22 protein-coding genes are annotated in these 22,708 nt (G+C 36.7%); 15 read left to right on the plus strand and 7 right to left on the minus strand.

The genetic code is table 11. The annotated features are described in order from the left end of the window. Window positions 1-221 precede the first annotated feature (221 nt). The 3 genes from VSAL_RS08550 to VSAL_RS08560 all read left to right on the plus strand — a co-directional run bounded on the left by VSAL_RS08550 (window position 222) and on the right by VSAL_RS08560 (window position 4,017). Window positions 222-1,244: a LacI family DNA-binding transcriptional regulator gene (locus tag VSAL_RS08550; RefSeq protein ID WP_012550251.1), complete on the plus strand. Its 1,023-nt coding sequence runs from the start codon at window positions 222-224 to the stop codon at window positions 1,242-1,244. Between the two features lie 136 nt (window positions 1,245-1,380). Beyond that, entirely contained in the window at window positions 1,381-2,835 is a 1,455-nt protein-coding gene (gene nhaC, locus VSAL_RS08555) for a Na+/H+ antiporter NhaC (protein ID WP_012550252.1), read from the plus strand. 9 nt (window positions 2,836-2,844) lie between these two features. Then, a complete protein-coding gene (locus VSAL_RS08560; protein ID WP_012550253.1) occupies window positions 2,845-4,017 on the plus strand; it encodes a MalY/PatB family protein in 1,173 nt (390 codons plus the stop codon). Between the two features lie 80 nt (window positions 4,018-4,097). Here VSAL_RS08560 and VSAL_RS08565 read toward each other — a convergent pair whose 3' ends face one another. Then, window positions 4,098-4,925, minus strand: coding sequence for an AraC family transcriptional regulator (locus VSAL_RS08565; RefSeq protein WP_012550254.1), 828 nt, complete (start codon window positions 4,923-4,925; stop codon window positions 4,098-4,100). Between the two features lie 67 nt (window positions 4,926-4,992). Here VSAL_RS08565 and VSAL_RS08570 point away from each other — a divergent pair, with 67 nt between their 5' ends. After that, the gene (locus tag VSAL_RS08570) at window positions 4,993-5,889 is read left to right on the plus strand and encodes a DMT family transporter (RefSeq protein WP_012550255.1); all 897 of its coding nucleotides are present in this window, start codon (window positions 4,993-4,995) and stop codon (window positions 5,887-5,889) included. Window positions 5,890-5,969: 80 nt separating this feature from the next. Here VSAL_RS08570 and manA read toward each other — a convergent pair whose 3' ends face one another. From manA to malX, 3 genes are all read right to left on the minus strand, one after another. Then, window positions 5,970-7,076 (minus strand): mannose-6-phosphate isomerase, class I, encoded by a 1,107-nt coding sequence (gene manA / locus VSAL_RS08575; protein ID WP_012550256.1) that lies wholly within the window; start codon window positions 7,074-7,076, stop codon window positions 5,970-5,972. Continuing rightward, the gene (locus VSAL_RS08580; RefSeq protein WP_012550257.1) at window positions 7,076-8,245 is read right to left on the minus strand and encodes a MalY/PatB family protein; all 1,170 of its coding nucleotides are present in this window, start codon (window positions 8,243-8,245) and stop codon (window positions 7,076-7,078) included. Before VSAL_RS08580 ends, manA begins: the two co-directional genes overlap by 1 nt. An 81-nt stretch (window positions 8,246-8,326) precedes the next feature. Next, window positions 8,327-9,904, minus strand: a complete 1,578-nt coding sequence (gene malX / locus VSAL_RS08585; RefSeq protein ID WP_012550258.1) for a maltose/glucose-specific PTS transporter subunit IIBC — start codon at window positions 9,902-9,904, stop codon at window positions 8,327-8,329. Between the two features lie 122 nt (window positions 9,905-10,026). Here malX and VSAL_RS22780 point away from each other — a divergent pair. Further along, a protein-coding gene (locus VSAL_RS22780; RefSeq protein WP_085941784.1) for an IS630-like element ISVsa8 family transposase occupies window positions 10,027-11,033 on the plus strand; the annotation gives its coding sequence in 2 pieces (ribosomal slippage) (window positions 10,027-10,405 and window positions 10,405-11,033; 1,008 coding nt in all). Between the two features lie 239 nt (window positions 11,034-11,272). Beyond that, entirely contained in the window at window positions 11,273-12,295 is a 1,023-nt protein-coding gene (locus VSAL_RS08600; RefSeq protein WP_012550259.1) for a Mal regulon transcriptional regulator MalI, read from the plus strand. An 83-nt stretch (window positions 12,296-12,378) separates the two neighbouring features. On the opposite strand, the gene VSAL_RS08605 is transcribed toward VSAL_RS08600, so the two are convergent. Next, window positions 12,379-13,251 carry a DMT family transporter gene (locus VSAL_RS08605; RefSeq protein ID WP_012550260.1) on the minus strand — a complete coding sequence of 291 codons (873 nt, stop codon included), beginning with the start codon at window positions 13,249-13,251 and terminating at the stop codon, window positions 12,379-12,381. Between the two features lie 120 nt (window positions 13,252-13,371). Between VSAL_RS08605 and VSAL_RS22785 the strand changes: the two genes are divergently transcribed. Beyond that, window positions 13,372-14,378 (plus strand): IS630-like element ISVsa8 family transposase gene (locus tag VSAL_RS22785; protein WP_085941784.1). Its coding sequence is split into 2 segments (ribosomal slippage): window positions 13,372-13,750 and window positions 13,750-14,378, totalling 1,008 coding nucleotides; the frame shifts between segments, so codons are not numbered across the junction. A gap of 132 nt (window positions 14,379-14,510) precedes the next feature. Here VSAL_RS22785 and VSAL_RS08620 read toward each other — a convergent pair. Then, window positions 14,511-14,921 (minus strand): LysM peptidoglycan-binding domain-containing protein, encoded by a 411-nt coding sequence (locus VSAL_RS08620; protein ID WP_012550261.1) that lies wholly within the window; start codon window positions 14,919-14,921, stop codon window positions 14,511-14,513. 434 nt (window positions 14,922-15,355) lie between these two features. Between VSAL_RS08620 and VSAL_RS08625 the strand changes: the two genes are divergently transcribed. Further along, entirely contained in the window at window positions 15,356-16,099 is a 744-nt protein-coding gene (locus VSAL_RS08625) for an HAD-IIB family hydrolase (protein ID WP_012550262.1), read from the plus strand. A 176-nt stretch (window positions 16,100-16,275) separates the two neighbouring features. On the opposite strand, the gene elbB is transcribed toward VSAL_RS08625, so the two are convergent. After that, window positions 16,276-16,926: an isoprenoid biosynthesis glyoxalase ElbB gene (gene elbB / locus VSAL_RS08630; protein WP_012550263.1), complete on the minus strand. Its 651-nt coding sequence runs from the start codon at window positions 16,924-16,926 to the stop codon at window positions 16,276-16,278. Window positions 16,927-17,189: 263 nt separating this feature from the next. Between elbB and VSAL_RS08635 the strand changes: the two genes are divergently transcribed. From VSAL_RS08635 to VSAL_RS08665, 7 genes are all read left to right on the plus strand, one after another. Further along, window positions 17,190-17,594, plus strand: a complete 405-nt coding sequence (locus VSAL_RS08635) for a VOC family protein (protein WP_012550264.1) — start codon at window positions 17,190-17,192, stop codon at window positions 17,592-17,594. A gap of 51 nt (window positions 17,595-17,645) precedes the next feature. Next, complete coding sequence (locus tag VSAL_RS08640; RefSeq protein ID WP_012550265.1) at window positions 17,646-18,374, plus strand: MipA/OmpV family protein; 729 nt, start codon at window positions 17,646-17,648, stop codon at window positions 18,372-18,374. A gap of 167 nt (window positions 18,375-18,541) precedes the next feature. Then, the gene (locus VSAL_RS08645) at window positions 18,542-18,958 is read left to right on the plus strand and encodes a hypothetical protein (protein WP_012550266.1); all 417 of its coding nucleotides are present in this window, start codon (window positions 18,542-18,544) and stop codon (window positions 18,956-18,958) included. Between the two features lie 40 nt (window positions 18,959-18,998). Then, complete coding sequence (arsS, locus tag VSAL_RS08650; protein ID WP_012550267.1) at window positions 18,999-19,961, plus strand: arsenosugar biosynthesis radical SAM (seleno)protein ArsS; 963 nt, start codon at window positions 18,999-19,001, stop codon at window positions 19,959-19,961. Then, entirely contained in the window at window positions 19,958-20,305 is a 348-nt protein-coding gene (locus tag VSAL_RS23715) for a glycosyltransferase (protein ID WP_197535562.1), read from the plus strand. Before arsS ends, VSAL_RS23715 begins: the two co-directional genes overlap by 4 nt. Before the next feature lie 337 nt (window positions 20,306-20,642). Next, window positions 20,643-21,257 carry a TIGR04282 family arsenosugar biosynthesis glycosyltransferase gene (locus tag VSAL_RS08660; RefSeq protein WP_012550268.1) on the plus strand — a complete coding sequence of 205 codons (615 nt, stop codon included), beginning with the start codon at window positions 20,643-20,645 and terminating at the stop codon, window positions 21,255-21,257. A gap of 40 nt (window positions 21,258-21,297) precedes the next feature. Beyond that, on the plus strand, window positions 21,298-22,614 hold the full coding sequence (locus tag VSAL_RS08665; RefSeq protein ID WP_044583442.1) for a sodium:solute symporter family transporter: 1,317 nt from the start codon (window positions 21,298-21,300) through the stop codon (window positions 22,612-22,614). Window positions 22,615-22,708: the final 94 nt, after the last annotated feature.

The following is a 22,708-nucleotide window of genomic DNA, read 5'->3' on the forward strand; positions in this document are numbered from 1 at the left end:
ATAAACCAAATAATACAATGAGATACGTAAATATTGTATTAAATATTTGTGCCAGAAATAAAACAACAGAAATAAATCACTCAAGAACCTCTCATCGTCTTATCCCCATTTAGCTTTATTAATAATATTATTAATTGTTAATCGGTTTGATAGCCCTAACATCTTTCTTGAAAAAATCACGCTACACTCTTGTCCAATGTTAATCACCCTATATTGTAATCATGGCAACCATTAATGATGTAGCAAAGCTAGCTGGTGTATCCACTGCCACCGTATCTCGTGTCATCAACAACTCAGCTTATGTTGAGCCTGTGACTCTTGAACGAGTACAAACCGCTGTCCGAGAACTGAACTATCAACGAGACGCCAGAGCAAGTGCATTAGCAAGAAAAACAAATAATACGCTTGGGTTATTAACGGGTAATCTCGCCGATCCTTTTTTTGCTCTTATCGCTAAACATGTAGAGGAGGTAGCACGTAAAAACAAGTGCCAGCTAGTCGTGGTTAGTGGCGGTCATGATGCTCAAAGAGAAAAAGAAGGATTAGATTTTTTAATCAGCCAAGGATGTGAAGCCATGGTGGTTCACGCCAAAATGTTAGATGACGCCACCCTACTTAGATACAGTGCCCAATTGCCTTCGATGGTATTGCTTAATCGCACCATTCCGCAAATATCAAACCGCTCTGTCTATATTGATAATAGAGCCGGTGCTAAAAAATCCGTCATTCATTTAATTGAACAAGGTCACCGTAAGATCGCCTGTGTCACCAGTGATCTCCCTATTGAAGACAGAACAGAGCGACTTAACGGTTATCGTGATGCGATGAAAGAAGCTAATATCACCATTGAGCCTAACTGGGTAATAAATCAGAACTTTAGTGAACAAGGCGGAGAGCTTGCGGGCGAACAATTATTATCTCAATGCCCAGAAGTATCAGCCGTTGTCACCTTTAATGATGTGATGGCCGCAGGATTAATGGCAAACCTGCATGAAAACAATATCAACGTACCTAACGATATTTCTATTGTCGGGTTTGACGATGTATTACTTGCTCGATACCTCTATCCGCGCTTAACCACCATGCACAATCCAATAGATGAAATGTCGAGCTATGCTGCTGATTTAGCATTAAAAATCAAAAACACAGGATACATCCCCCCATCAAATCATCGCTTTCATGCGACCTTGGTTGAGCGACAAACAGTCATACAATATTCAGATAAACAAGCAGTAAAAGTGTGATGAACCTCTTAGGTAACAACCCCATGTAAGCGCTTACATGAGGGTGTTACTTATCTCTTACATTCTAATTAATAGAACTCTTACTATGGCCTCATAAAAACAAAACAACCCTACGTCTGTTTACGAGGAATACACAATGACACATTCAAAGCCTCTACGATCATTTGCTTTAGCCTTAGCCCCTATCGCTGTAATGTTTGGTCTGCTTGCAATAGGATATGGCCTACTCGGCCTACAAATTGAAGCCTTATTACTTACCTCTGCTACCTTTACTGGTTTCATCGCTTATAAAATGGGATACAACTGGGATGAAATAATGAATTCCATTGTAGAGAAACTAGCGAAAGCGATGCCTGTTATTTTAATTCTCGTTTCTGTTGGTGGCCTAATCGCAAGTTGGATGATCAGTGGCACCATTCCCTACATGGTCTATTGGGGCCTTAAAGTCATTAGCCCTCAATACATTTTAATCGCCGCTTTCTTTGTGACTAGCGTCGTCTCTGTGTGTACTGGTACATCATGGGGCTCAGCAGGAACCGTTGGTGTTGCGCTAATGGGCGTTGCCGCAGGTCTTGATGTTTCAATGGCAGCAGCGGCTGGTGCCGTCGTTTCTGGTGCGTATTTTGGCGATAAAATATCCCCACTTTCTGATTCAACTAACTTTGCACCGATCGTCTCTGGTACTACGTTATACGAACACATCCAACACATGCTCTACACGACCTTACCGGGATTCGTTATTGCATCTATTGTATTCTTCTTTGCAGGTCAATATGGCGATGTAGCAAGTGTAAGCGAGCCTCAAAAAGTACTCGATATCCTTGCGGGATTAGAAAGCCTATATAACCTTAATATTCTATTAATTGTGCCACCAATCATGATCTTATGGGGTGCGTTTACTAAAAAACCAGTACTTCCATTGATGCTTGCCGCTTCTGCTTTAGCGATTGTTATTGGCATTTTCGTGCAAGGTTTTAGCTTACAACAAGCACTGCAAGCGTTTGTTAATGGCTTTAATATCGATATGCTAAACGCAAATGGCCACACTACTGATGGCTTAGTTCCTGACATTGCAAAACTGCTTAACCGTGGTGGCCTATTCTCTATGATGAGCACCATTCTTCTTGTGTTCTGTGCCTTCGCTTTCGCAGGTATTCTAAGTTTAACTGGCGCACTCAATGTGGTTCTAGGTCGATTCTTGCACCTGATTCACAGTACAGGTCAATTAATTCTATCAACCGTTATCGCTACAATTACAGTGGTATTTACAACTTCTGATGGCAAATTAGCGCTATTAATTCCGGGTGAATTATTCCAAGACGCTTACCGTAAAATGGGATTAGATACCAAAAATCTATCTCGAACGATTGAAGATGCCGGCACCATTATCGAACCATTGGTTCCTTGGACAGCGGCAGGAATTTACATGGCAAGTACATTAGGCGTAGCAACGCTTGATTACCTACCATGGGCAATTCAATGTTACACCGGCGTGATCTTCGCCATCATTTATGGATTTACTGGCTTTGGCATTGCAAAAGCACCCGTAACTCAAGACAACGACTCACTATCTCCTGTTGAAGTAAAATAAGGCTATCCCATGACAACTTCTTTTAATTGCATTCATAACCGTTGTAATACCGGCTCATTAAAATGGGACTTCATGAAAGAAAAACTCGGATTAGACGGCACAGACCGATTACCAATGTGGGTGTCTGATTATGACTTTCAAGCGCCACCACACGTATTAGAAGCACTTCATAATCGCATTGACCATGGTATTTTTGGTTATGCAGAACGTAATGAGGATTACTACCAAGCGATCATCACTTGGTATCAAGAGCAACATCACATTCAAATTGAAAAAGAGTGGATAACGACAGTACACGGCGTATTACCAGGACTTTCAATGGCAATTCAATTGCTGACTGAAACCAATGATAAAGTGGTCATGCAAACACCGGGCTATGGCTCGTTTCGTAAAATCGTTGAATTTAATGACCGCGTATTGGTTAAGAACCCATTACTTGAACAGCAAGGAACTTACTCACTCGATCTTGTTCACTTAGAATCTTGTTTTCAACAAGGCGCTAAAGTGATGATCTTCTGTAACCCTCACAACCCTGTTGGTAAAGCATGGTCAAAAGAAGAGATAACCGCTGTAGCAGAACTATGTCATCAATATGATGTGTGGCTGCTAAGTGATGAGATCTGGGGAGATTTAGCGATGAGAGATAACATTTACCATTCAGCGTTATCATTACCAGAAAAGCTACAACAAAAACTGATTGTAGCAACGGCAGCGAGTAAAACATTTGGTTTGTCTTCTGTGCGTATTTCTAATTTCATGATCCCAAATCAAGAATTAAAAGCACGCTTAGTTCGACGTTTAGATGCTCATGGTATGGATGTTTATAATAGCTTGGCAATGTGTGCAGCAACCGCCGCTTATCAAACTTCAGCACCTTGGTTAAATGAACTAAAAACGTATCTACAAGAGAACATAAACACCCTATCACGCTTTATTGAAACAGAGTTACCAGAACTAAGCTTTACGCCTCCAGAAGCGGGGTATTTAGCGTGGGTAGATTGTCGTGCTCTTGGGTTAACAGATAAAGAATTAGAGCTGAAATTAGTTGATGCCGGAATAGTCCCAAGCATGGGGATCGCCTTTGGCAGTGAAGGCTCTGGGTTTATTCGTTTAAACCTAGGTTGCCCTCGTGAAGTGCTAATTCAAGCCATGCAGCGAATTAGCGTTGCGCTGAATAACTAAGTGAATAACCATCACGTCTAAAACAAGAAAGCCGCTATATATTAGCGGCTTTTTATCATCATAATTCAAGCAACTGACTGTCATTTACTGGTTATCTCCACTGTTAGCGTTTCATTTTGCTTTCTAAATTGTTCCGGAGTTACACCAGTATGCTTTCGGAACATTTTAATAAAAGAAGACCCTTGGCTATACCCAAGCTGATACGCTATTTCATTAATGCTTATGGATTCTTTCAATAGTGTCATTGCCTTAACTAGTTTTGCTCTCTGTCGCCAATCATTAAAGCTCATTTTTAATTCTTTTTGAAAACGTCTGGCTAGCGTCCTTTCTGTACTAAATACACGTTTAGCCCAAACAGATAAACTCGAATCATCTTCAGGCGTTTCTTCCAGTTGCGTCAAAATAGGTGCTAATAACTTATCTTGCGTTGATGGTAAATAAATTTCAATTGGGTTTATTTTTACTAATCTATCCATAAGCACATAGCTAAGGCATTTATCTTCTTCTGAGCTCACCATCGTTGTTTTTCGTTCAATCAAGTCATCAATTATAGCTCTTAATAACGGTGTTAATGGGATCATACACGCGTGTTTAGGAAACTTTTCACTCAACTCTGCCGTAATATTAATGGCGCAATATTCGATGTCACTCCGATTAAATGCTCGGTGCTTTTGGTGAGGAGGAGTCCAAATCGTATAGTTTGCAGGGCACACCATTTTCTGTTGATCGACTTCCATTTCTAACACGCCTTGCTTAATTAAATGCAACTGCCCCCAAGAATACGAATGTGGCAAAGTTTCTGTTTTTGCTTCAATAAAAAAATAGTGGCAGAACACATCTGTTGGCAGTGTTTCTGTCAATTTAGGCATGAATTTTTTATATGTCGTAATCGCTATATCCGGTGTCATAAATGGTATACCACTGATCTCTGTATTAGTGTGACAATTCTGTTAATTATCAATAACAGAGATTATTATGAATTTATTTTTCCCAATCACTGCTGTATTTATTTGGGCAGCAAACGCAGTAGTAAGTAAACTAGCCACTGGCGCAATAGAACCGGGGGCAATTGCTTTTTATCGCTGGCTTTTCGCTTTATTTATCTTGCTTCCGTTTTGTGTAAAACCGGTATGGCAACAACGACAATTAATAGTGAAGCATTTAGGTAAGCTCGCTATTCTTGCTTCACTTGGCATGGTATTAAATCAATGCCTTGCTTATTATGCTGCACACACAACCAGTGCAACCAACATCGCCGTTTTTTTATCCTTAATGCCCCTATTCAGTTTATTTCTAGCCGTGCCTTTATTAGGTAAACAGTTAAAGCAACAAGCATTAATAGGAGCCGTTATTTCATTCTCTGGATTACTGTACATGCTCAGTGAAGGCAGCCCTGTCAGTTTACTAACGAAGGGAATTCAACAAGGTGATAGTTTGATGTTTATTTCCAGTTTGGCTTATGCGCTCTATTCAATATTGCTGAATAAATGGAAGTTACCTCTTAAGCCTTGGACTTCTGTCTTTTGCCAAATTACGATTGCAACTCTATTACAACTTCCCCTACTGCTAAGTAGTAATTCCTATGCAATTACAACAACTGCCTTTCCTATGGTTCTGTTTGCTGCTGCATTTGCTTCCGTGTTAGCCCCATGGTTTTGGTTGAAAGGAGTTCAGCGAATTGGAGCAGCCCAAGCAACCTTATTTATGAACCTAGTTCCAATATTTACCGTGCTCATTAGTCTTCTCTTTTTAGGACAGTCACCAACGGTATATCACCTAATTGGGGGCGGTTTTGTCTTTATTGGCTTGCTATTAGCTCAAGTGAAGATAGTGCCTTGTAGAGTTAACTTTAATCCTGATGTAATCAAATAATCGGTATCAACTACTCTCAGTATTTCTCATAATTGTCTGATAGTTATAAAAGAGCCGATAACATTATCGGCTCTTTTTTTCTATTTAGATTCAAAAGCCCGAACTAATAATCCATCACCAGATACCTGATAAGCACCTGATTCAATGAATAATGATTGCCCAGCTAACAACACCGTATCATTAAATTGAACCTTTCCTTTGGCAACCAATAATATTGAACGAGACGTCACCGTTAAAGATTGTTCATGCTCAGTGACTTGGCATAACGCTAGCCCGAAATCAGTCTCTGTTGGTTGCAATATTCGTTCTGACTTAACAAGCATTGGCACTAACTTTTCAGGGGTAAACGGAACAAATTGAGTACAAGCCATTAGCTCATCCGTATCAATATACTTTGGGGTAAGCCCTGCTCTTAATACATTATCTGAACACCCCATTAACTCAATACACGTCCCCTTTGTGTACGCATGAATCGTTCCCGTAGGTAAATACATCGCCTCACCCGGCTCTAACGTTAAACAATTCATATAAAGCGGCGCTAATATTCCAATATCGCATGGGTAGTAATGTCCAAGCTCAACCAATTGCTGCCACATTGGTTCATTACAAGTAATAGCAATAGATAATGCTTGTGCAATAATCTGCTGTTTATCTTTTTGTGTTAGTTGCAACAAGGATAATAATAACGTCTGATGATTAAATATTTCACTGTGTAAGATAGTCTTTAATGCATCTGATTGAATTAAGTTAAGGTTATCAATGATCTCTTCTAACGGCCTAAACCCCACCATTATTTTAAAAGGTGACAGCGCCATGACCATTTCTGGTTTAGCATAAGCGTCTTTATAATTTCGGTGTGGTGCACCTAAAGGAATATGTTGTGCATTTTCACGCTCAAAACCGGCTTTGGCTTGAACATTATTTGGATGTACTTGAAGCGATAAAGGTTGCGATGCACTCAATACTTTAAACAAAAATCTAAGCGGCTTTTGTTCAAGAAACTTATCCAGTGTTTGCCAAGATCTATCATCAAGTTGAACTTTAGAAGGCAACGATGGATGCCCTCCCAACCACAACTCAGCCAGCGGTTTATCATCTTTAATTGGAAGCCCAAACAAACCATAAAGTAAGTGGGATCCCCATTGATAATGGCGCTGCCCTGCTTCAACGTTATATACAGTATTCATTAAGATTGCTCTTTAATTGCAGAAATGAGCGCAGATAAGCCTTTTTCCACTTTTATGCGCGGACAGCCTAGGTTAAGTCTCACAAAACCTTTTCCTGCAACCCCGTAAGTACTGCCTTGCATGATGGCAACTTTATGATTTTTAATTAAGCATTGATTTAATGCATCCATATCTAACGAAAAAGAAGAAAGATCAATCCATGCAAGATAAGTAGAATCGGGAATTTGATAACCAATACTTGGTAGCTCTTTCTCTAATGTCTCTTGAACGTAACGATGATTTTCATATAAGTATGACTTTAATTCATCAAGCCACGGTCCACCTTCTTGATAAGCCGCCATAAGAGCAATAACACCAAGAATAGAAGGTGAAGAAAGCCCATCCACTTGTTTAAGGTTAAATAAATAATGTTCTCTTGCAACATCATCAGCAATAAAGGCATAAGCCCCATTAAGCGCAGGAATATTAAATGACTTTGATGCAGAACTGACTAAGGCCCAACGAGTCCCCATTCCAAATCCTTGCCAAGGCGTATGAGGTTTAAAACAGATGTCCATGTGGATCTCATCACTGATCACTGCCACATGGTATTTTTCACAAAGAACCGCCATGCGTTTCAACTCATCAGCACTCCAGACTTTGCCTGTTGGATTATGAGGGCTGCACAGCAATAAAACCGTGTTATTAGGATCAGATAATTGAGCTTCAAATACATTCCAATCAATTTGATACCCTTCTGAAGAAGGCGATAATTGATTTGGAATAATGGTTCGTTCTAATCCTAAAATCATTTTGTCAAAGGCATCATAAGCCGGTGTATGAATAATAACCCCTTCACTGGCACTACTCCATTGACGGATTAATTGCGAAATAATGTAAATAACAGAAGGTCCGTAAACCAGGTCCTTCCCATCAAATTCAGCATTAAATCGACGTTTAAACCAATGTGTAATCGCCCCTTTGAAATCACTGTGATCCCAACGGCTATAACCAAATACAGGATGTTCCATTCGTGATTTCAGTGCGTTCATAACCACAGGTGGTGCTGAAAAATCCATATCCGATATGGTAAATGGCAGAAGGTCCGCTTCACCGAATCGGTCAGCAACGTAATCCCATTGAGTGCAGTAACTGCCTTTACGATTGATTTGCTCAGAGAAAGTAAACATAGCGACTCCAAAAGCTCATATTTATGTGAACTAAAAAACAAAGAGTGTGAAAAAGGTGGAGAGAACCTCCACCTATAAAAATTAAGCTGTTGCTGACATTAATGATTGCATTTCATTTTTAACAATATGAACTTGCGCACCAATAACAACCTGCAAGCTATGTTGATCAAGCTTAACCACACCAAGCGCCCCATACAGTTTGAGCTGTGCATCGTCAACCAAACTCATGTCTTCAACCGTCATGCGTAAACGTGTAATACAGTTGTCTAATGACGTGATATTTTCTGCACCACCAAGTGCAGCAAGGATAAGTTTACCTTTACCACCAGCCGTGGCAATAATCGCCGCTTCTTCTCTAGACATCGCAATATCTTCAGCTTCACGGCCCGGAGTTTTAAGGTTGAACTTAAGAATTGCGAACTTAAATACAAAGTAATAAACCGCGAACCAAACACCTGCAACCACAGGAACTAAGTACCATTTAGTAGACATCCCCTGAAGTACACCAAAGACTAAGAAATCAATAATGTTGCCATCGGTATTACCAATAGTAACGTCTAGCATCCCCATGATCATGAAGCCAAAGCCAGTTAAAATTACGTGGATAAAATACAAAACTGGCGCAACGAATAGGAACAAGAACTCAAGAGGTTCGGTGATACCACCAACAATACAAGCAACCACACCAGAAACTAATAACGCTTTAATCTTGCTGCGGTTTTCAACTTTAGCACAATGGTACATCGCTAAAGCGGCACCAGGAAGGCCACCTAAGAACGCAGGCATTTTACCTTGAGATAAGAAAGCAGTAACTGATGGAGTAAAGCCTTGAGTTTCAGAACAAGAAAGCTCTGAATAGAAAATGTTTAATGCACCAGACACCGTATCACCACACACTTCCATCGTACCGCCCGCTTCAGTAAAACGGATAAGCGCAACTAAAATATGATGAAGACCAATAGGTAAAAGTAGACGTTCGCTCATGCCAAATAAGAAAGGACCAAAATCACCGGCACCAGCAATTACATGACCAATACCATTAATACCTGCCGCAAAGTAAGGCCAAATAAAAGGAACCAATAAACCAACAACACCTAACGTAATGGTTGAGATAATAGGAACAAAACGAGCACCACCAAAGAAAGCCAATGCATCAGGCATTTTAAATGTGTAGAAGCGAACATGCAGCTTAGCAACGATAATACCAACGATAACCGCCCCTAAAATACCCGTATCAATCGATTCGGTCCCTAAGATAGATTTCACACCGTAAGCTTCACGTAGTACTTCATTATCAAGTACACCGTTCACCGTTAGGTAGAAGTTAACCGCTAAATTTAATGCTGCGTAACCAACTAAACCCGAGAATGCAGCCACCCCTTTCTCTTCACGAGCAAGACCCATAGGAATCGCAATCGCAAACATGACAGGCAGATAAATAAACGCAACTAAACCAATTTTGGTCATCCATATAAATAAATACTGGAAGATAACATTATCAAAAAATGGCATTGCTTCTTTTAATGCCGCACTTGAAAAAGAACTCCCGATACCGAGTAAGATACCCGAGAATGCAAGCAAAGCAACAGGAACCATAAAGGTTTTCCCTAAGCTTTGTAAGAACTCCCATAACGTCGTTTTATTCGCTTTTTGCTGCATAAAATATCCTTAATTAAGTAGTTAATGATAAGTTTTCGAGAATGAAGATTTCGCCTTTACCATATATCCATATATCCATATGGTATTAAAATGAGTATTTTAACGTCAGTGTCTATATCATAATGAAAGCAGTTAATCCTTTAACAGACAATGAAAAAATAACCCTAAAAGAAGCGATCGCTAATCATCCAAAAAATAGAGTAAGAATACGAGCACATGCGATTATTCTCAGTGATAAAGGCTACTCTATTTTAGCGTTAACTGATATTTTAGACGCTAAATTTGAGACCATATCGTCATGGATAGACCATTGGGAAGCCTGTGGAATGCTCGGATTGTATGACGCTGTTCGTATAGGTAGAAAACCTATTTACACAGAAGCAGAAGTATATCGTTTGAAGTCATTGGTTGATGAAGAGCCACATCAACTTAAACGAGCACAAGCAATACTTGAAGAAGAAACAGGTAAAAAATCCAGCTTAGACACTATTAAACGAAATATAAAAAAAGTGATTACAGTTACAAAAGAGCCCGACACTCATTAAAGTTAAAGCGTGACGATATGAAATTCAATAATTTCAGTAATATATTGAATTCATTGATTGAAATGGAACGTACGAATAAATGTGAACTCTTTTATTTTGATGAGTCAGGCTTTAGTCAGAAATCTAATCTTCCTTATTGTTGGGGACCTATCGGTGTTCAATCGCTAAGGCCTGCTCATTCACACAGCAAACGGCTCAATGTTCTTGGCTTCTTAAGTAGACAAGGTAAATTGAGTTTTCAAACAACGGAAGGAAGAGTAACTACCGATACAGTAATTGATGCATTTGAGCACTTTATCAACGCACGAAAAAACGATAAGCCATGCTTTATTATCTTAGATAATGCCTCTTTTCATAGGTCAGCAAAATTTAAACAAAAATTGCATGAGTGGTTGATGAATGATGTATTAGTTTGTTATCTACCACCGTACTCTCCAGAGCTCAATATCATTGAGATATTGTGGAAGAAAGTAAAATATGAATGGTTACCATGTGAAGCGTTCAAAACGTTTGAAGACCTCAGTATTAACATCAAAAACATATTAAATTATTACGGCGAAAAATTCACAATAACTTTTGCGTGACTACTTAATCACTTAAAATAAATATCATTGAGTAATTTAAACCTCTTCATTGATTTAAATTTTCTCTTAATCTTGGTCAATACAATACACCTGACAAATCTTGGTAAAACGTTTTATCAACAATCTTGTGCGAGTGATCACGATCTTTTTCCATTAGATTGATAATTACGCTAGAATGGCGTCAATAAATGTGTTTAATTAGGTAAAACGTTTTATCTAATCGTGGTAAAAGAAGTGCTATGACTAACAAAAAAGCAAATATAAAGGATGTTGCAAAACGAGCGGGAGTCTCAGTAACAACCGTATCAATGGCACTGAGTGATAAAGGACGGATCTCACCTGAAACCATTCAAAAAGTAAATCAAGCGGTACAAGAACTCGGCTACATTAAAAATCGCACCGCTTCTAATTTAAGTTCAAAACAATCATTATTGATTGGCTTAATTTTAAGAGACATCAGCGACCCCTATTACGCTGAAATAGCAGCAGGATTAAGTGAAGTCTTAGAAGATAAGGGATACATGCTTTTTCTTACCCAATCAGGCACAAATCAAGATAAGTTTGATCAATGTATTGAAACCATGGTGGCTCAAAATGTTGGTGGGATTGTATTTTGCCCTATCCGTGATATTGGCGTTCCGAATATTCAAAAAATACAAGATTTAAACTTACCAATAGTCTGTGTTGCTCGAGCCAAAGTAGGGCAGCAGATTGACTTTGTTGGGCCCGATAATATGCAAGCTGCGAAAATTGCTACAGAGTATTTGATTAAACAAGGGCACCGTCAAATAGCTTACGTTGGCGGACAAAGTGATTCATTAAGTAGAGCCGAACGTTTAGGTGGTTATTGCAGCACACTAATGCAATTTGGCTTACCTTTTAAACCTGAATGGGTTGTTGAATGTGATAAAAGTCAAACTGCCGCCGCAGAAGCAGTAAATCAACTAATTAATAAAAATCCAAAAATAACAGCAATACTATGTCATTATTCATCAACCGCATTTGGTGCTGTTTATGGTGTTAATCGCTCTAATCGCACAGTGGGTAAAGATAATTACATTGGACAACAAGTCGCTATTATTGGATTTGATGATGTCCCTGAAGCCGAGTTAATTCAACCTTCATTAACCTTTGTCTCCTCCCCTATTCGTGACATTGGTCGCCAAGCTGGCCACCGATTAATTCACCAAATAAACAATAAAGACAGTGCACCTCAAAGTCTTATTTTAAATCCAGAATTAATTGCTCGTGACTCAGCTTAGTTAAACCATACTCATAAGTAAAAATCACATATAAAAAAGGTATTTGGGTTAGTCATATTTTATTACAGCCCAAAGACTTACTACTAAGTTCGTAATCTATGCCTCACTTGGCTAAAGCGATAGAAAACCAAAGACAGCAGCAATAAACCACAGCCAACCAGTTTATTCAGTGGCATCGATTCATCATACAACCAAACACTGAGTAGCATAGTCCAAATAGGTTCAAGTAACATTAAGATCGCAGCATTGGTTGGTGTTACCCACTTCTGTCCTATCGTTTGCAATAAATAGCGCAGACTGGTTGCAAGTAACACACTTAAGACGACCCACTTCCACGTAATTACACTCACCTCTTGTGGCCATGTTTCTGATAACAGTGATAACACGACACCCAAACAACCAACCGTAAATAATTGTAATGTCGTTAATAAAATCGTCGGTAAACTGGCGGAATACTTACTGTTAAAATTAAAATGCGTCGCAAGTCCTATTGCTGCACAGATAAACCATATTTGACTTGCCGATACATTCCATCCGTCATTCCATGCTAATAAGAACAGGCCAGAAATAGCAATTGGCAAAGAGAACCAAAATGCTCGTGGTGGCCTAGAACCAAACAGTGGCCAAGCAAGTAAAGGAACAAATAGCATAGAGAGGCTCATAATAAATGCCCCTTCACCTAAAGTGTCGCTGATTGATATTGCATGTATCCAACAAAATAAGGCTGAAGAAAGTAATACGCCAACCCCCATAGAACGAAGACAATCTTGCCATAATGCTTTTTTCAAGGCACTAAAACAAAATGGCAATAAACACAGTGAGGCCATGACAAAACGAATGCCAATAAAAGCAAATGGAGGTAACTCTTGAATTGCTTCTTTTGAAAAAACCCAGCCAGCGCCAGCTAAAAGAGTGGTTATAATTAAAACAGGTTCTGCACGAAGTTTAGTTAGCATAAAAGGGCTTAATAAGTAGTTAATGATAAGTTTTCGAGAATGAAGATTTCGCCTTTACCATATATCCATATATCCATATGGTATTAAAATGAGTATTTTAACGTCAGTGTCTATATCATAATGAAAGCAGTTAATCCTTTAACAGACAATGAAAAAATAACCCTAAAAGAAGCGATCGCTAATCATCCAAAAAATAGAGTAAGAATACGAGCACATGCGATTATTCTCAGTGATAAAGGCTACTCTATTTTAGCGTTAACTGATATTTTAGACGCTAAATTTGAGACCATATCGTCATGGATAGACCATTGGGAAGCCTGTGGAATGCTCGGATTGTATGACGCTGTTCGTATAGGTAGAAAACCTATTTACACAGAAGCAGAAGTATATCGTTTGAAGTCATTGGTTGATGAAGAGCCACATCAACTTAAACGAGCACAAGCAATACTTGAAGAAGAAACAGGTAAAAAATCCAGCTTAGACACTATTAAACGAAATATAAAAAAAGTGATTACAGTTACAAAAGAGCCCGACACTCATTAAAGTTAAAGCGTGACGATATGAAATTCAATAATTTCAGTAATATATTGAATTCATTGATTGAAATGGAACGTACGAATAAATGTGAACTCTTTTATTTTGATGAGTCAGGCTTTAGTCAGAAATCTAATCTTCCTTATTGTTGGGGACCTATCGGTGTTCAATCGCTAAGGCCTGCTCATTCACACAGCAAACGGCTCAATGTTCTTGGCTTCTTAAGTAGACAAGGTAAATTGAGTTTTCAAACAACGGAAGGAAGAGTAACTACCGATACAGTAATTGATGCATTTGAGCACTTTATCAACGCACGAAAAAACGATAAGCCATGCTTTATTATCTTAGATAATGCCTCTTTTCATAGGTCAGCAAAATTTAAACAAAAATTGCATGAGTGGTTGATGAATGATGTATTAGTTTGTTATCTACCACCGTACTCTCCAGAGCTCAATATCATTGAGATATTGTGGAAGAAAGTAAAATATGAATGGTTACCATGTGAAGCGTTCAAAACGTTTGAAGACCTCAGTATTAACATCAAAAACATATTAAATTATTACGGCGAAAAATTCACAATAACTTTTGCGTGACTACTTAGTAATGATGAGGAAAATAAAAAAAGAGCATATTGTGATTACAACCAACATGCTCTTTTTATGCTAAATAGCTTATAGATATATAGATGCCGAACTTCGTAAAGTTATAACCTCTTTAAAATATGACTATTTAATATTAATTACATCACCAATAAGAAGACGCTTAGGATTTTTGATTTGAGGATTTAATTGAAGTAAATCGTCTAATGCGATCCCTTGGTCTTTCGCGATGCTATATAACGTATCATCTTGCTTAAGTGTGTAATACATAACGGCTTCATCAGCCTGCTGTTGAGCTTGTGCATTTAGCTCATCTTGTTTCACACTTAACTGACGAACAGTTTGGGATATTTCCTTTCCTTCGCTTTGTTGCTTTTGTAATTCACTTTCTAATGAGCTTACTTTTGATTCTAAGGCGCTAATCTGGTCGGTCTGATTTTTTTGCTGAGCAATAAGTTCATCATTTGATGCACAGCCCGTAAGAACTAATGCAGACATTAGCGATGCTGCTAGAATGATATTTTTTTTATGTTTCATACTTTTCTCACCATTTCATCTATTTAACAAAAGAACTACGAGTATTGTCATAAAAATAAGGCCATGCCACAAGTAAAAGTTCGTTTTATCATTCAATTCTGGTTGTTTAGTATCATTTAAAGATAGGTTTTAATGACAACATCATTAATTTTGGTAGTAGAAAACCATTTCGATGTCCCGTTTTTGCGATTAAAATTGATGTGAGAAGCTTAAAAACGATAAGGAACATTCATTCCATCTAGTTTTATAACTTTTAACTGGTTATGTATTGAAAATGAAATCTTGAATATTTTTTATCTGTGATCATATAGCATTTTTAAAGACCATTTAGTATACACACGGATAATTTCAGATAACACTAAACACGACTATTGACCAATACACACGTTTAAAAGCAGTACGTTTCTCTCGACACCAACAAATAGGTAATCACCATGATAAAAATGCTCGTTTGCGACTTCGATGGTACGATTAATGGCGGACCATCACTGGGTGTAGACCAATTTTCAGCGTACCTAGATACACAACCCGAACTGCACTTTATTATTGCTACGGGTAGAACGTTGCCCTCTATTAAAGAAGGGTTAACTACGCATAACTACCCAAAACCACGGTGTATTATTAGTGATATTGGCACACGTATTAATTATGACTATGATTTAATTGCAGATGAACGTTGGCAACACCAATTGCAAACAAGATGGAATAAATCGGCAATACAAACCGCTTTGCAAGACATCACGTTTTTAGGAAAATGTAACCCATCGCATCAAGGCGATTATAAGATCACTTTTGAGGGACAACTTGATCACAAGCAATATTCAGCAATTGTAACGGCACTTGCACAACAATCAATTGATGTCGATATAACCTATTCTCATGACTGGTTTCTTGATATCACCCCAAAGGGGATAAACAAAGCCAGTGCCATTCACTACATCATGCAAAAATACAATCTGACTGCAGAAGAAATTTGTGTCGCAGGAGATTCAGCCAATGATACCAGCATGTTAACCATGCCAGGTATTAACGCCATTTTAGTCGCCAATCATTATAACGAAGTTGCTCATTTGTCTGCGCTCAATAACGTGTATACAAGCAATGCCTCCCATGCAGAAGGCGTATTAGAAGGGTTAATATACTGGCAAAATATTGCGGTAGAAGAAATGACGGAATAGCATTCATCAATATCAATTTTTAACGTAGGGAAATAATAACACCAATCATTACCTAAAGAAGAAGCCACTTGATGTTACTTAGATAGGGTTGTCGTTAATATTAAAAACACTAGTAACGCTACACTGTAACTAATTATAAGATTATAATAGAAATTTATATCAGATCTTCATGATAATCAGCTTTCGGATATCACTTTTTCAATTAACTTTGAAATCCCTTTCTGTACTTCAAGTATGTTTTTTGCTGTCATATAAGCTGGTGTTGTTCCTACTTTATTTATGTCATCCCAAATAATATCTTGAGTCATACAATTTACATGTTTACCTCCTTGTGATTCTATAAAATCGGCGACTTTAGTATCATTACCAATTGTACATTTAACCCCCTTTCCATAAATTGCAGGTAGCATTACAGGAGAGATACACATGAACCCAGTTGGTTTTGTAGCCTTCTTAAATGATTTACAGGCTTTTAATACATGAGAATTAATTTCAAACATTGCTGAGTCTAAAGCAAAATTGGAAAGATTTTTGGCCGCCCCAAAACCACCAGGGACAATAAGTGCATCGAAATCATTCGCATCAAGTGTAACAACATCTGAGATTTCTCCTCGAGATAAACGTGAAGATTCTTCCATAACATGTCGAGAGTCTATATGCTCAGTACCCGTTGAATGCTCCAATGCATGATGTTGATAAATATTCGGAGCAAAACAGACCCACTCAGCACCATTTTGTTCTATGGCCAACAACGATAGTACTACCTCATGAATCTCCGACCCATCAAACACTCCACAACCAGATAAAATTACCGCAATTTTTTTCATTTCCATTTCCAATTAAGTATAAATATAACAATTATTTTAACTATACCCCTACACAATAGTGAACGTTAAGTATCAAATATTGAGTTAATTCCGTCATTTTGATACTTAATGACACAGTAAAATATTAATAGTAAATCTAACTCGATCAAGCATTCATTATCAACTTGCAAATATAAACTAAACGGTTTAGTTTATATTTAATGTGAATCCATTTTTAATAAATGAGATTATAATTTTACTCATATAAAAAATAAGGATATTTAATGAAAGGATTAACGAGTGGGATCCACCATGTTGGTTTGTCAGTATCAAAGCTAGAAGAAAGTGCACAATTTTTTACTGAACTATTAGGATGGCAAGAAGTAAAAAGAGATATGAATTACCCTGCAATATTTGTCAGCGATGGTTCTATTATGCTGACACTCTGGTCAGTAAAGTCTGATAGTTCAATCAAGTTTGATAGAAAAAATAATGTTGGACTCCATCATTTAGCACTATCAGTCGAAAGTGAAGATATACTCATTACAATTTATAAACGATTATTAAATGCGGGGACATTAATTGAATTCTCACCTGAACCTCTTCAAATAGGTCCTAGTACACATATGATGTGTTATGACCCAAGTGGAATTCGAATTGAATTTATCTGGACATGTCATCAGTCATAACAACACATGTTAATCAGTTATCCATTATTTATATTGGTTTAATAAAAGAATATGAATCAAAAAATATTATTTATTTTTTCTATTATATACACATCATTCACTTCAACCCAAGCTCAAGCTCAAGCTCAATACAATAATTTTGGTTTTCTTGGATTTAGTAGTGTGCACGGACAATCGGTTTTTTCTGCTCCTAATAATCAAAATTTAAGCGTTGAACCAAGTCTATTTTACAATAGTAAAAACGGTTTTATTGATGGCAGCTTAGCTAATATCGCCTTACTTCCCTACCTTGGTTTAACTGGCCAATGGCGATTTTCAGAACATTCAGATGTCATGCCATTAGGTATAAATAACCGTAATGAAAATGGCGAGTTAGGGCTCTCTATTGGTACAGTTGGTGCCCGCTTAACCTATTTACATGATGTGACTAATATACATAGAGGTTACGAAATACAGCTTCATTTAGGCCGTACATTGGATATACCAATTGAAAATTTCACTTTAACACCATACTTAGAAATTGATTATCGAGATAAAAATTTATCTCGACATCTCTACTCTATAACTTACCAAGAAGCACTAAATTCAACTTTAACTGAATTTAGCGCCAACAGCACCTGGGTATATCAAACCGGTATTATTGGTATCTACTCGTTCACACCAGACTGGCTAGGCTTAACGAAATTGGAACTAGAGCACCATGATTCTGATAGCCCCTTAATTCAACGTGATTTAGGTTGGTCATTTAGCTTAGGTATTGTCTATAAATTTACTGATTAACTATCGTTAAATCATAGAACACTAAATCTATTTCTTTTAATTATATGAGTTAAGGTTAAAAACCTTGACTAAACCTAAATAAAATATAAATTAAACTAAACAGTTTAGTTTATATTTGGAATTTTAAGCAAAAAATTCTGAAAAAAACCAATAAGGACATTCAATACATGATTCATTCTGATGCTTTAAATTTAACTCGAAGATTAGCTATTAGTTTATTAACTTTGCGCATAACTATTACCTTAGTTTTTACTGTTTGGGCCATTGATAAAGTCGTAGCTCCAGAACATGCATTGAGTGTGTTCTCAAATTTTTATGGGCTGAGCTTATCAACAGATATATCTATTTTAATGGGGATCAGTCAGCTTATATTTATTGCCATTTTTCTTTTAGGTATATGGAAAAATATCACTTATTTAATCGTACTTATCTTCCATATGGGCTCCACATTTTCATCGTATTTGAAATATTTTGACCCTCTTAATAATTTATTGTTTTTTACCGCATGGCCAATGCTTGCAGCTTGTTTGACACTATATATATTAAGAGAATATGACATATGGACCTTTAAGATAAAAAAATAACATCACCCTATTATTTAAATATATATTACATAAGGTTTTTATGAATTTTATCTTACCAAATGATTTACAAAAATTTAATTTTCCACAAATAGAAAGAAAAGGACTAGATACTTTACAAGTAAATTTAGGTTATAAATGCAATATGACTTGTCGTCATTGTCATGTAGATGCAGGTCCAAATAGAAAAGAAATGATGTCTCGTAAGAACATCGATCTTATATTACCTGTAATTAAGTATCATAATATTAAGACGCTTGATTTAACCGGTGGTGCTCCAGAATTACATGAAGATTTTCGGTATCTAGTTAAAGAAGCATTTAAAGCCGATATTCATGTCATTGATCGATGTAACCTCACTATCTTATATGAAGAAAATCAAGAAGATCTTGCAGAGTTTCTGGCTCAACATAATGTGGAAATAATTGCATCTTTGCCATGTTATTCAATAAATAATGTCGATAAGCAAAGAGGAAAAGGCACATTTGATAAGAGTATCGAAGCATTAAAAAAACTTAATTCTCTAGGTTATGGACATCACAACTCTCCGCTTAAGCTTAATCTTGTTTTTAATCCTCAAGGAACTAATTTACCTCCTTCACAATTACAACTAGAACAAGATTATAAAAAAGAACTTTTTGAATTATTCTCTATTTCTTTTAATGAGTTATACACAATAACAAATGTACCAATAAAAAGGTTTGGTTATCAATTAAAGTCAAAAGGTCAATTTACCTCTTACTTGAATTTACTTATAAACAACTTTAATAAAGCAAACTTAGAAAATCTAATGTGTCGAACAACCGTTAGTGTAGATTGGCAAGGTTATTTATATGATTGTGATTGTGATTTTAATCAACAGCTTAATATGAACTTAGGTAAAAATACTCAAGCGCATTTAACATCATTAATAAATTCCCCAATGGAAAACTCCCCTATTTGTGTAGCAGATCATTGCTTTGCTTGCACAGCAGGACAAGGAAGCAGTTGTGGCGGAGCATTATGAGTAAAATTATAAAAGAATTATCTATTATAGTCCCAATACTAAATGAAAAGAGAAATTTAAATACTTTAATTGAACACCTCAATTATTGGCAAGATCGAGGCTGTGAAATAATTATTGTTGATGGTGGTAGTCAAGATGGTTCAGTTTCATATTTAAATTCAAAAGGGCTAACCGTAATTTCATCACCAAAAAACAGATCTACCCAAATGAATATAGGAGCATTATACAGCTCTCGTTCTATCTTATTATTTCTTCATGCCGATACCCAACTGCCTAAAGATGCTGATGATGTAATAATCGCGGCATTAAAAAAAAGAAAAAAATATGGGGTCGATTTAATATAAAAATTAATAGTAACCTTAAAATACTCCGTCTTGTTTCAGTAATGGTCAATTTTCGTTCTGCTTTAACTGGGATTGCAACAGGGGATCAAGCTATCTTTGTTCGAAGAAGTAGTTTTAATGAAATTGGCCATTTTGTCGAACAACCTTTAATGGAGGATATCGAATTATCTAAAAAACTTTGCCGGATATCTACTCCTATTTGCCTAAAAAAGCACGTAACAACATCAGGCCGAAGGTGGGAAAACAATGGAGTTTGGAACACGATATTTCTGATGTGGAAGCTCCGTCTACTCTATTGGCTAGGCTCATCAGCAAAATCTCTCGCAAAGGAATATAGATGAACGAAACTAAAATTATAATTATGGCTAAAACCCCGGTTGCTGGTATGGCAAAAACACGTTTAATTCCTTCAATAGGAATGGAAAACTCAGGGCGTTTAGCCAAAATGTTATTTCGACATACTATAAATGAAGCGATTTCATCAGATATAGGTCCAATAGAATTATGCGTAACACCTAGTCTAAATTCATCTTGTTGGAAACTATTTTCAATTCCACCAACAGTAACATGGAGCCTTCAAAGAGAAGGAAATCTAGGAGAGCGCCTAACCTCTGTTTCAAGAAAGGCAACTCATGATTATTCAACATACGTAATAATTGGGACAGATTGCCCTGCTCTAACACGTGATATTTTACAATCTGCAGCTCATTCATTACACAATTCAGATTCATGTCTAGTTCCAGTCAGTGATGGTGGTTACTCTTTACTTGGATTAACTAAGCATCATGATTCACTTTTTAATAATATCCCCTGGAGTACTAATCAAGTTTACGCACTAACTGAGCAACGAATAAAGTCCCTCAACTGGTCAGTAACTAAGCTTAAAGAATTACATGATATTGACATTATTGATGATCTAAAGTGGCTACCAAAGAGCTGGGGTTTTAACTAATTCTATCAAATAACCATTGCTAAAATACAAAGGGAATTTTATGTTTAATATCCATATCGGTTATTTAACCATTATCTTATCAATTATTGCACTCATTAGTTTATATATCTCATCAAGAGCTAAAACAGTAGAAGGATTTTTTTCAGGTATTAGTTCAAAAGGAAAAGAGCCTAATCTATTAACACTCACATTTTCACAAGTAACCACTTGGATATTTGCTCGTTCATTACTTAATGCAATTAGCTTGGGGTATTTATTTGGAATATCAGGAGTTATTGCATATAGTACTTATTACGGTTCATTCATTACCGGATGGCTGATCATTAATAGCCTTAGAAAACATCATCATGTATCTAGTATTCAAAGCTTCTTACATCAGCAATTTGGCCGATGGGGTGAGCATTGTTATAACGCATTAATATCAATGCGTCTACTGACAGAAGTTTTTGCTAATTTACTTGTTATCGGTATTGTTTTTGGCAGTATTGGATCTTCATCTTATACTTGGTCAATTATAATAGTATCAGCAATAACACTATTTTACTCTATGAATGGTGGTCTAAGAGCCTCCTTAAAAACTGATGTGTTTCAAACGGCTATATTAATAATTTCAATTATCACATTAACGGTAGCCCTTGCTTTCCATCCATTATTTGATGTTCATGCTATTTTAACTAGTAGTCCTAAAATTGATAATCCTGGGTGGATTTTATTTGTTATTGCTCTATTACAAGTACTTAGTTATCCGATGCATGATCCTGTAATGATGGACCGTGGGTTCATCGCTAATATAAAAACAACGAAAAAAAGTTTTATATATGCTTTTATTCTATCTACTATATTAATTTTCGCCTTTGGTTTACTTGGTGTATTTGCTAAAACAACATCAGGAATCACCGCCGGAGTATTACCTGCACTACAAGATTTATTTGGTACACCAATGATGTTTATCATTGCCATCGCACTTACCATTTCAGCCGCTTCAACTATGGATTCAACATTCTCTAGTGCAGCAAAACTTATTGTCGTCGATATAGGAAAAAATAATATTTCCATACTAAAAGGTCGATTAACCATGATGCTTTTTGCTATAGGCGGATTAATATTAGTTTTTTTTGGTAATAATGATCTTTACGATGCTGTTGCTATTAGCGGAACAATTTCACTCACCTTAACTCCTGTTATTATTTTTAATCTTTTTGGTAAAATACGTGTTGCAACTTGGTGTTTTATCACTAATTTTATAGTATCTATAATAGGTGCAGCGCTATATTACTTTGAGAAAAATGGATATATAAATTTAATTGAATCAATCTTTGGTGTTACACATAGTTATAGCAAATTACTAATTAAGTAGTTAATGATAAGTTTTCGAGAATGAAGATTTCGCCTTTACCATATATCCATATATCCATATGGTATTAAAATGAGTATTTTAACGTCAGTGTCTA

Origin of the sequence: Aliivibrio salmonicida LFI1238 (genome assembly GCF_000196495.1) — a bacterium.
Lineage (GTDB): Bacteria > Pseudomonadota > Gammaproteobacteria > Enterobacterales > Vibrionaceae > Aliivibrio > Aliivibrio salmonicida.

Coding starts and splice junctions, on each gene's coding strand:
- VSAL_RS08550 (WP_012550251.1), top strand. CDS start 222: ATGGCAACCATTAATGATGTAGCAAAGCTAGCTGGTGTATCCACTGCC.
- nhaC (WP_012550252.1), top strand. CDS start 1,381: ATGACACATTCAAAGCCTCTACGATCATTTGCTTTAGCCTTAGCCCCT.
- VSAL_RS08560 (WP_012550253.1), top strand. CDS start 2,845: ATGACAACTTCTTTTAATTGCATTCATAACCGTTGTAATACCGGCTCA.
- VSAL_RS08565 (WP_012550254.1), bottom strand. CDS start 4,925: ATGACACCGGATATAGCGATTACGACATATAAAAAATTCATGCCTAAA.
- VSAL_RS08570 (WP_012550255.1), top strand. CDS start 4,993: ATGAATTTATTTTTCCCAATCACTGCTGTATTTATTTGGGCAGCAAAC.
- manA (WP_012550256.1), bottom strand. CDS start 7,076: ATGAATACTGTATATAACGTTGAAGCAGGGCAGCGCCATTATCAATGG.
- VSAL_RS08580 (WP_012550257.1), bottom strand. CDS start 8,245: ATGTTTACTTTCTCTGAGCAAATCAATCGTAAAGGCAGTTACTGCACT.
- malX (WP_012550258.1), bottom strand. CDS start 9,904: ATGCAGCAAAAAGCGAATAAAACGACGTTATGGGAGTTCTTACAAAGC.
- VSAL_RS08600 (WP_012550259.1), top strand. CDS start 11,273: ATGACTAACAAAAAAGCAAATATAAAGGATGTTGCAAAACGAGCGGGA.
- VSAL_RS08605 (WP_012550260.1), bottom strand. CDS start 13,251: ATGCTAACTAAACTTCGTGCAGAACCTGTTTTAATTATAACCACTCTT.
- VSAL_RS08620 (WP_012550261.1), bottom strand. CDS start 14,921: ATGAAACATAAAAAAAATATCATTCTAGCAGCATCGCTAATGTCTGCA.
- VSAL_RS08625 (WP_012550262.1), top strand. CDS start 15,356: ATGATAAAAATGCTCGTTTGCGACTTCGATGGTACGATTAATGGCGGA.
- elbB (WP_012550263.1), bottom strand. CDS start 16,926: ATGAAAAAAATTGCGGTAATTTTATCTGGTTGTGGAGTGTTTGATGGG.
- VSAL_RS08635 (WP_012550264.1), top strand. CDS start 17,190: ATGAAAGGATTAACGAGTGGGATCCACCATGTTGGTTTGTCAGTATCA.
- VSAL_RS08640 (WP_012550265.1), top strand. CDS start 17,646: ATGAATCAAAAAATATTATTTATTTTTTCTATTATATACACATCATTC.
- VSAL_RS08645 (WP_012550266.1), top strand. CDS start 18,542: ATGATTCATTCTGATGCTTTAAATTTAACTCGAAGATTAGCTATTAGT.
- arsS (WP_012550267.1), top strand. CDS start 18,999: ATGAATTTTATCTTACCAAATGATTTACAAAAATTTAATTTTCCACAA.
- VSAL_RS23715 (WP_197535562.1), top strand. CDS start 19,958: ATGAGTAAAATTATAAAAGAATTATCTATTATAGTCCCAATACTAAAT.
- VSAL_RS08660 (WP_012550268.1), top strand. CDS start 20,643: ATGAACGAAACTAAAATTATAATTATGGCTAAAACCCCGGTTGCTGGT.
- VSAL_RS08665 (WP_044583442.1), top strand. CDS start 21,298: ATGTTTAATATCCATATCGGTTATTTAACCATTATCTTATCAATTATT.